Annotated in this window: 8 protein-coding genes; all 8 read right to left on the bottom strand. The window is 68.0% G+C overall.

Translation table 11 applies throughout. The features are described 5' to 3' along the window. Window positions 1-221 precede the first annotated feature (221 nt). The 8 genes from GONAM_RS16985 to ftsH all read right to left on the bottom strand — a co-directional run bounded on the left by GONAM_RS16985 (window position 222) and on the right by ftsH (window position 8,010). On the bottom strand, window positions 222-1,007 hold the full coding sequence (locus GONAM_RS16985; RefSeq protein WP_006867991.1) for a hypothetical protein: 786 nt from the start codon (window positions 1,005-1,007) through the stop codon (window positions 222-224). 296 nt (window positions 1,008-1,303) lie between these two features. After that, window positions 1,304-2,494, bottom strand: coding sequence for a DUF6779 domain-containing protein (locus tag GONAM_RS16980; protein ID WP_006867990.1), 1,191 nt, complete (start codon window positions 2,492-2,494; stop codon window positions 1,304-1,306). Between the two features lie 156 nt (window positions 2,495-2,650). Next, a complete protein-coding gene (locus GONAM_RS16975) occupies window positions 2,651-3,166 on the bottom strand; it encodes a DUF3180 domain-containing protein (protein WP_006867989.1) in 516 nt (171 codons plus the stop codon). Further along, complete coding sequence (folK, locus tag GONAM_RS16970; protein WP_006867988.1) at window positions 3,163-3,690, bottom strand: 2-amino-4-hydroxy-6-hydroxymethyldihydropteridine diphosphokinase; 528 nt, start codon at window positions 3,688-3,690, stop codon at window positions 3,163-3,165. The genes GONAM_RS16975 and folK overlap by 4 nt, the downstream gene beginning before the upstream one ends. Further along, window positions 3,687-4,058 carry a dihydroneopterin aldolase gene (folB, locus tag GONAM_RS16965; RefSeq protein ID WP_006867987.1) on the bottom strand — a complete coding sequence of 124 codons (372 nt, stop codon included), beginning with the start codon at window positions 4,056-4,058 and terminating at the stop codon, window positions 3,687-3,689. Before folB ends, folK begins: the two co-directional genes overlap by 4 nt. Further along, complete coding sequence (gene folP / locus GONAM_RS16960; protein ID WP_374112740.1) at window positions 4,051-4,959, bottom strand: dihydropteroate synthase; 909 nt, start codon at window positions 4,957-4,959, stop codon at window positions 4,051-4,053. The genes folB and folP overlap by 8 nt, the downstream gene beginning before the upstream one ends. Window positions 4,960-4,976: 17 nt before the next feature. Beyond that, window positions 4,977-5,588, bottom strand: a complete 612-nt coding sequence (gene folE, locus GONAM_RS16955; protein WP_005197834.1) for a GTP cyclohydrolase I FolE — start codon at window positions 5,586-5,588, stop codon at window positions 4,977-4,979. A 10-nt stretch (window positions 5,589-5,598) separates the two neighbouring features. Next, entirely contained in the window at window positions 5,599-8,010 is a 2,412-nt protein-coding gene (gene ftsH, locus GONAM_RS16950) for an ATP-dependent zinc metalloprotease FtsH (RefSeq protein ID WP_006867985.1), read from the bottom strand. Window positions 8,011-8,164: the final 154 nt, after the last annotated feature.

Below are 8,164 nucleotides of genomic sequence, written 5' to 3'. Positions count from 1 at the left end.
CGACGCCGATCGCTCGCGGAGGGATTCTGGAGGGCGGATACCAGGGGCGCTTTTCAGACCGGGGCGGATCCCAGGGGCGCTTTTCAGACCGGGGCGGTTCCCAGGGGCGCATTCCAGGGGCGGTTTCCAGACCGGGGCAGATACCAGGGGCGGTTTTCAGACCCGGGTGGACGCTATGGGCGCTTTTCAGCGGGGTCGACGCCCCGTGCCACGGCGGAGGGTCAGAGCTGGTCGTCGGTGTACGTCGTCGGCTCGGGTCGGTCCTGTCGCGCCAGCGCACCGATCACCGCGTCGACGATCCACAGCGTCACCACGCCGGCGATGATGTCGACGGCGTCGTCGAACGGCGACCGGAAACGCGGCGAGAAGGGATCGAGGACCTCGGCCGCGGGCACCCCGAGGAGATCGCCGGTGCCGTTCACGATCGTGTCCACCGGATTCGCCGCCCACCCCTCGTAGGCATTGATCGCGAGCAACGCGATGACCGGAATGGCGAGAACCCACCAGAATTGTCTCCGGCGTGCGATCGACCACGCGACGATCAGCAACACGACCCATGCGGGCATGTGCTCGGAGCAGAAATTGAGAATCCCGTATTCGCCCGAGCGGACCAGCACCGGGACCTGACCGCCCCAGAAACCCAACGCCCCGATCGCCCCGACCGGGACCGCGATGGCCGCACGGACCACACTGCGTGACCAGAACGCGAGCACCAGGACCATGTACACGGGCATCAGCGCAGTGAGGGTCCAGATCAGGATCAGGCTCGTCGCCGGCCCGTTGGCGACATAGTCCGCGTAGTACTCCGGGAACGGGGTCTCGTTGAGCGGATCGAAGGTGAACAGCCACAACACCATCGGCCACCACGCGAGCAACGGCAGGAACAGCGACGCACTCACCAGCGACCGTTTGATCGCGGAGCCGCGGTCGGTGTGGCGGACCGGCACCCAAGCGGTGCCGGCCCGGTCGACCAGACCGGGCTCACCGCCTGCCAGAGCTCCGCTCATGCGGGCAGTCTAGGGCGATCGTCCAACTTCGATGGCACGAATTCGCACCTGAGTCACAAAACTGATCCAACCGGATGACGAAACTGATACGAATTCGCCGAATCGTCTGCCGAAAGCAGCTTTCGGACCACGGGAAACAGACATTTTCCGTCCGCGTCGACCCATTCCGGAGGTGATCGGACCGGCAATTTTCGACATGCTTCGGTCAAGCTCGAAAAAACCCGAAAATGAATTCACTTACCGGCGAGAAATGGTGATCCGGCGATTTCGTCCGGGCGGCGCGGCGATGCGCAGGGTCAGCCCTCGCGACGCCGGCGCCCGCCACCGGTCGTGCCGGACTGCTGGCGCAGCTGGCTGAGCAGTTCGGAGACCGGCAGGCCCGCCGAATGTGCCGACTCGGAGTCGTCGTCGGCTGCGCGTCGACGGCGGCCACCACCGTAGGCCGAGGCGGGGCGTCCGTCGTTTCCTTCGTGACGACCGGCAGTACCGAGGAACGCGGGGGCCACGTCCTCGGAGCTCGAAGCCTCTTCCTCGTCCGGCGCGGGACCGGTCTCGGCGCTCTCGGCGGTCTCGGCCGGGGCCTCGGAGCTCGCAGCGGTGGCCCACTCGTCGGTCGGGGTCTCATCGGTGTAAGCGGCCGAGTCGTCGGTAGTGCGCGAATCGTCGACGATCTCCGCGTCCGACACATCGTCGGCTGCGTCGGTGTCGGCGGTCGAGGACTCATCGGCCCCCTGGGCGAACGGTGCCGAACCGGCGGAGTGCTGGTCGACCTCCTCGACGGGGACCTCGGTGGCGATGCGACCGGAGATCGGGTCGTCGGTGATGACGGGGATGACCTCGGTCATCTCGTTCGGGTCGACCGGCCCGGTGTGGCGACCGTCGTCCGCGGTCGGCGCGGTCGCCGCGAAGTCGCGTGCGGCGCGCAGGCCGTCGTCGTCGTAGGTTGAGCGATAGGGCGGGACGCCGCCGAACTCCCCGCCGAAGGAACCCGCGTGGGCGCCGGACAGACCGGAGGCGAGCTCACGCATCTTCTCGTTCGACAGCGCGGCCCGCTGATCCGGGAGGGGTTCTCCCAGAAGCATTTCCAGACTCGAACGCAGTGCGAGCACCTGGGCCTTGAGCTCGGAGAGTTCCTCGTTGGACTCGGCGGTGATCTCCTTGCGGATGGTCGTCTCGACATCGAGCTCGTACTGACGACGCGCGGCGATCTCCCGCTCGAGTTGCAGTTCGTAGACCAGCCGGAGGTCCCTGCTCTTGGCCTCCGCGCTCTCGGCCTGCCGCCGGAACTTGGTCACGAGGATCGCGCCGATGACCGCCGCCCACAGGGCAGCGATGACCGCCAGCGAGCCGAGGATCGACAGGCGGTCGGTGAAGACCATCAGTACGCTTGCCGCCAGGGCGAGCACGATCAACAGACCGAGCAGCCATTGCGCCGCCGACCGACTGGAGCGTCGCGAGTCGGCAGAACGGCCGTTCGAGGTCGTCATGATCGTGAACTTACCCGCTGTCAGTACATTCACACGCGAACCGGGTCGGAGTTTCTCAGATCGGCGACGTGTTATGTCGCCCATATCCGCCACATCCGATGGGACCGGTTCCGTGCACCGATCCCGAACACCCCGCGGTGGTCACCGAAACGGAGGTCAGGATTCGCCGACGGCGGGCGGGTCCTCGGGCGCCCGGCAGCAGTACTCGAGCCACATCGCCGCGCACACCAACAGCACCCCGCCGATCAGACCCACGATCGCACCGGGCCGGTCCTGGTCGGCGGCCGTCACATCCTGCTGTCCGAGGAGGAAGACCAACAGTCCGGCCCATACGCCGACGGCGATCGCCCCGAGGATGGCAGATGCCTTGGCGAGGGCCAGCACTCGCGCCGCAGTGAGCGGATGCAGTTGTCCGCGAGCGCGACCCACCTCGCGGGACTCCACCCTCGACCGCACGACGAAGGCGATGACGACCTCCAGCGCGGCCAGCACGTAGAGCACGATCCCGGCCAGCAGCGGTAGCGGCGGGAAGTCGTTGTAGTTGTAGCGCACCAGAATCCACGCGGCGATCGCAGTGACCGCGGCGATGACGACGAGATCGCGGAGTCGGGTGGGTCCGAGACCGGTTTCCTCGTCGTCCTGCCCCGGACGGCGTGGGTCGGGAAGCGTCATGATGCGCCACCCCCGGCCGGGCGGAGGTGCTCGACGGCACGCACCGCGTCTCGTTCGGCGGCGTCGAGGGCATCTATCAGCTCACGCACCGACCGCTCCCCTTCCGGCGTCCACAGGGTGGCCTCCGGTTCGATCTCCAGCCACGGGATGAGGACGAAGGCACGCTGCGCCGCCCGCGGGTGTGGAAGCGTCAGCACCGGGTCGTCGTCGACGACGACGCGGCCGGACTCTGTCACCGTGATGACGTCGACGTCGAGAGTTCGCGGGCCCCAACGGACTTCACGGGTCCGGTCGGCGGCCTGCTCCAGTTCGGCGCCCCGGCCCAGCCATTGCCGTGCGCTGAGCGGACCGTCGACGATCAGGGTGATGTTGAGGAAGTCGTCCTGTTCGACCCCACCCCAGGGCGGTGTGGCATACACCGCGGACACCGCCACGATTTCGTCGGCGAAACCCTCGACCACTGACCGCAGATGACCCAGGGAGTCCCCGACATTCGAGCCGGCCGAGATAACCGCGCGACTCATCGCATGCCCTTTCGGGAACGGCGGGTCACCACCGCGACGTCGTCGAAGGTCAGCGGGATCGGCGCCGACGGCTTGTGCACGGTGACCTCGCAGGCGGAGATGCGTTCGTCGGCCATGATCGTCTCCGCGACCTCCGCACCGACCGTCTCGATCAGGTTGCGCGGCTCACCCCCGACGATCGCGGCGACCTGCTGGGCGAGTGCGCCGTAGTCGACGGTCTCGGCGAGGTCGTCGGTGTCGGCGGCGGCACGCAGATCGAGCCACAGGATGACGTCGATGAAGAAGTCCTGGCCGTCCTCGCGCTCGTGGTCGAAGACCCCGTGGTTGCCCCGAACCTTCAGTCCGCGTAGTTCGATCCGGTCAGCCATGCGACCCTCCTGCTCCGAACGTGGTGCGTGAGCCGCCCGCACGCCAGGCCTCGGCGACGGTCACGGCGTCGTAGGTGCTCGCCACATCGTGGACGCGTACGCCCCACGCGCCGGCCGCGGCGGTGAGCGCCGAGATCGACGCGGTCGCGATGTCGCGGCCGGCGGGCGGACGGTCGACGCCGTCGCGACCGAGAAGTGTGCCGAGGAAACGCTTGCGGGAGGCGCCCACGAGGACGGGGAAGCCCAGCCCGATGAAGGTCGGCAGCGCATGCAGTAGCGCCCAGTTGTGTTCGGCGGTCTTGGCGAAGCCGAGTCCGGGATCGAGGATGAGCTGGTCCGGGTCGACGCCCGCGGATACCGCGGCATCGACCTGCGCGAGCAACTCGCCGCTCACCTCGGCGACCACGTCGCGATAGCCGCCGACATCACCGATGCGGTGGGTGAACCGACGGTCCGTGCTCTCGCCCGCCGGCCGCCAGTGCATCAGGATCCACGGCAGTCCCGCGTCGGCGACCACACGCGCCATGTCGGCGTCCGCACGACCGCCCGAGACGTCGTTGACGATCGAGGCACCGGCCTCGATCGCGGCGGCTGCGACGTCGGCGCGCATGGTGTCGACCGAGACGACGACCCCCTGTGAGGCGAGGGCCGCGATGACCGGGGCGACGCGCTCGGCCTCGAGGTCGGGGGCGACGCGGATGGCACCCGGACGCGTCGACTCACCGCCGACGTCGATGAGGTCGGCGCCCTGCTCGATCAGCTGGAGTCCGTGCGAGACCGCAGCGTCGGTGTCGAGGTAGCGGCCGCCGTCCGAGAAGGAGTCTGCGGTGACGTTCAGGACGCCCATCACCAGTGTCCGGTGGTTCCCACCACCGGCCGGGACCGCGCTCGAGGGTGTCATCGGGGGATCGGCCGGGGTCACCGGGTGATCAGGTCGAGGGCTTCGCCGCGGGATACCGCACTGGTCTTGAAGATTCCGCGGACAGCCGACGTCGTGGTGGTCGCCCCAGGCTTCCGGATGCCGCGCATCGCCATGCACAGATGTTCGGCTTCGATGACGACGATGACGCCGCGGGGTTCGAGCTTGCGCATGATGGCATCGGCGATCTGAGTGGTCAGGCGTTCCTGGACCTGCGGGCGCTTGGCATACAGGTCGACCAGCCGGGCCAGCTTCGACAGGCCGGTCACGCGGCCCGATTCCCCGGGGATGTAGCCGACATGCGCGACACCGTGGAAGGACACCAGATGGTGCTCGCAGGTCGAGTACATCGGGATGTCCTTCACCAGCACCAGCTCGTCGTGGTCCTCGTCGAAGGTGGTGGCGAGAACCTCGTCGGGGTCGGTGTACAGCCCGGCGAACATCTCACGGTAGGCGTTGGCCACACGGGTGGGCGTCCGGAGCAGACCTTCACGGTCTGGGTCCTCGCCGACCGCCAGCAACAGCTCGCGAACCGCGGCTTCGGCACGTGCCTGATCGAACTCCGACCGGTGTCCGTTCACCACGGTGTCGCGCCCCTCGCTGATCGTCATGCGTCAAACCTTACGAGCTTCGCCCGTCATCACCCTCACCGGCACTGTCCGGCCGGGCATTCCCGTTGTCGCCGTGCCGGCCCCAGCCGTTGGTCCCGTTGGAGGCGGGACGATCGGTCGAGGGCTGCTCCGGCGGCCATCCCGGTGCCGACCAGTCGCGCGGCGCACCATAATCCGGGCGGGTACCGCCCGTGTACGGACCACCGGGCGGCGGAGCCGACTGACCCGGGTTGGGGTACTGCGGATTCGGGTGCGTGGGAGCCGGGTTCTGGCCTCCCGGGTACTGCTGGTGCTCCGGGTACTGGCCACCCGGGTACTGCGGGTTCGGGTACTGGGGAGTCGGATTTCCCGTCGGCGGGACCGGTCCGCCCTGAGCACCCGGCTCGGGATAGACCGGCGGGTAGTTCGGGACCTGACCCGGCACCTGCGAGCCACCCGGGTATCCCGCACCGACGGGCTCGGGGATCTTCGCCGCCTCCGGCGGGGGCCACGGCTCGCCGCGTTCGATGGCTAGCTCGCCCGGCGTCTTCACCGGCGGCTTGTCGCTCGGGGTCCGCTCGCCGAAGTCGTTGAACGCGGTGATCCGCGGACGCTTGACGACGTCGGAGAAGATCTTCTCCAGGTCCTTGCGGGTCAACGTCTCCTTCTCGAGGAGCTGGGTCGCGAGCACGTCGAGGGTGTCGCGGTACTCGGTGAGGATGGCCCACGCCTCCGTGTGCGCTGCCTCGATGAGTCGACGGACCTCGTCGTCGATCTCGCTGGCGATCTCCGCCGAGTAGGCCGACTGCGCACCCATCGAACGACCCAGGAACGGATCACCCTGGTCCTGGCCGTACCGCACGGCGCCCAGCTTCGCGCTCATGCCGTACTCGGTGACCATCGCGCGGGCGATCTTGGTGGCCTGGTCGATGTCCGACGACGCTCCGGTGGTCGGCTCGTGGAAGACGAGTTCCTCGGCGGCGCGACCACCCATGGCCATCACCAGTCGCGCGATCATCTCCGAGCGCGTCATCAGGTCCTTGTCCTGCTCGGGCACGGCGAGGGCGTGACCGCCGGTTCGTCCCCGGGCGAGGATCGTCACCTTGTAGATCGGGTCGAGATCGGGCATCGCCCACGCGGCCAGGGTGTGTCCGCCCTCGTGGTACGCCACGACCTTGCGTTCGTGCTCGCTGATGATCCGGCTCTTGCGACGCGGTCCGCCGATGACCCGGTCGACGGCTTCCTCGAGTGCTTCGCCGGTGATGGTCTGCTTGTTCTCACGCGCGGTGAGCAGGGCGGCCTCGTTGACGACGTTGGCCAGGTCGGCGCCGGACATGCCCGGCGTGCGCTTGGCGAGACCGTCGAGGTCGGCGCTCGAGTCGATCGGCTTGCCCTTGGCGTGCACCTTGAGGATGGCTCGGCGCCCGGCCATGTCGGGGTTGCCGACCGGGATCTGGCGGTCGAAGCGACCAGGGCGCAGCAGTGCGGGGTCGAGGATGTCAGGACGGTTGGTGGCCGCGATCAGGATGACGCCCGACCGGTCGCCGAAGCCGTCCATCTCGACGAGCAGCTGGTTCAGCGTCTGCTCACGCTCGTCGTGGCCACCGCCGAGGCCTGCACCACGTTGGCGGCCGACGGCGTCGATCTCGTCGACGAAGATGATGCACGGGCTGTTGTTCTTGGCCTGCTCGAACAGGTCTCGCACGCGGGATGCACCGACACCGACGAACATCTCGACGAAGTCCGAGCCGGAGATGGTGAAGAACGGGACCCCGGCCTCACCGGCGACCGCACGCGCCAGCAGGGTCTTACCGGTTCCGGGCGGGCCGAACAGCAGCACGCCGCGCGGGATCTTCGCGCCCAGGGCCTGGTAGCGGGCCGGGTTCTGGAGGAAGTCCTTGATCTCGTAGAGCTCTTCGACGGCCTCGTCGGCGCCGGCGACATCGGCGAAGGTCGTCTTCGGCATGTCCTTGGAGAGCTGCTTGGCCTTCGACTTGCCGAAGCCCATGACACCGCCGCGGCCACCGCCCTGCATGCGGCTCATCACGAAGAAGAACAGACCGAACAGCAGGATCATCGGCAGGACGAAGATCAGGATCTGCCACAGCACCGACTGCTCGTTGACGTTCGTCGTGTACTTGGTGCCGGTCTCCTGGACCGCGTCGAAGATCTGTTCACCGGCCTGGGCGGGGTACTTGGTGCTGATCTTGTCCGCGTCGGCGTCGTCGACCTTGATCGGCGAGTTGAGCTCGATGCGCAGCTGCTGCTCGCGGTCGTCGATGCTGATGAACTTGGTGTTCTTCTTGTTCAGCTGCTCCAGCGCGACGGAGGTGTCGACGCCCCGGTACTCGCGGTCGGAGTCGCTCATCACGCTCCAGCCCCACAGGGCGAGCAGGACGAGCGCCAGGATGGCGAGGTTGCGGAAGACTGTCTTACGGTTCATGCCAGTTGGTGGGGGTTCGACCGGCGTGCGGGATCGAGTCCCGGCGCCCACTCCGTTCCCATGTCCTTCCCATCGACGTACACATTGAGGCTACCGGTCAACGATCACGCTGGTGAAACCGTTCCCGTCGCATGATCGCCGCCACGGCGCGCAG

This window comes from Gordonia namibiensis NBRC 108229 (assembly GCF_000298235.1).
GTDB lineage: Bacteria > Actinomycetota > Actinomycetes > Mycobacteriales > Mycobacteriaceae > Gordonia > Gordonia namibiensis.
This window is presented reverse-complemented; position numbering and strand designations above follow the sequence as displayed.

Excerpts from the sequence above, each read along its gene's own strand:
- GONAM_RS16985 (WP_006867991.1), bottom strand. The coding sequence starts at position 1,007 with ATGAGCGGAGCTCTGGCAGGCGGTGAGCCCGGTCTGGTCGACCGGGCC.
- GONAM_RS16980 (WP_006867990.1), bottom strand. The coding sequence starts at position 2,494 with ATGACGACCTCGAACGGCCGTTCTGCCGACTCGCGACGCTCCAGTCGG.
- GONAM_RS16975 (WP_006867989.1), bottom strand. The coding sequence starts at position 3,166 with ATGACGCTTCCCGACCCACGCCGTCCGGGGCAGGACGACGAGGAAACC.
- folK (WP_006867988.1), bottom strand. The coding sequence starts at position 3,690 with ATGAGTCGCGCGGTTATCTCGGCCGGCTCGAATGTCGGGGACTCCCTG.
- folB (WP_006867987.1), bottom strand. The coding sequence starts at position 4,058 with ATGGCTGACCGGATCGAACTACGCGGACTGAAGGTTCGGGGCAACCAC.
- folP (WP_374112740.1), bottom strand. The coding sequence starts at position 4,959 with ATGACACCCTCGAGCGCGGTCCCGGCCGGTGGTGGGAACCACCGGACA.
- folE (WP_005197834.1), bottom strand. The coding sequence starts at position 5,588 with ATGACGATCAGCGAGGGGCGCGACACCGTGGTGAACGGACACCGGTCG.
- ftsH (WP_006867985.1), bottom strand. The coding sequence starts at position 8,010 with ATGAACCGTAAGACAGTCTTCCGCAACCTCGCCATCCTGGCGCTCGTC.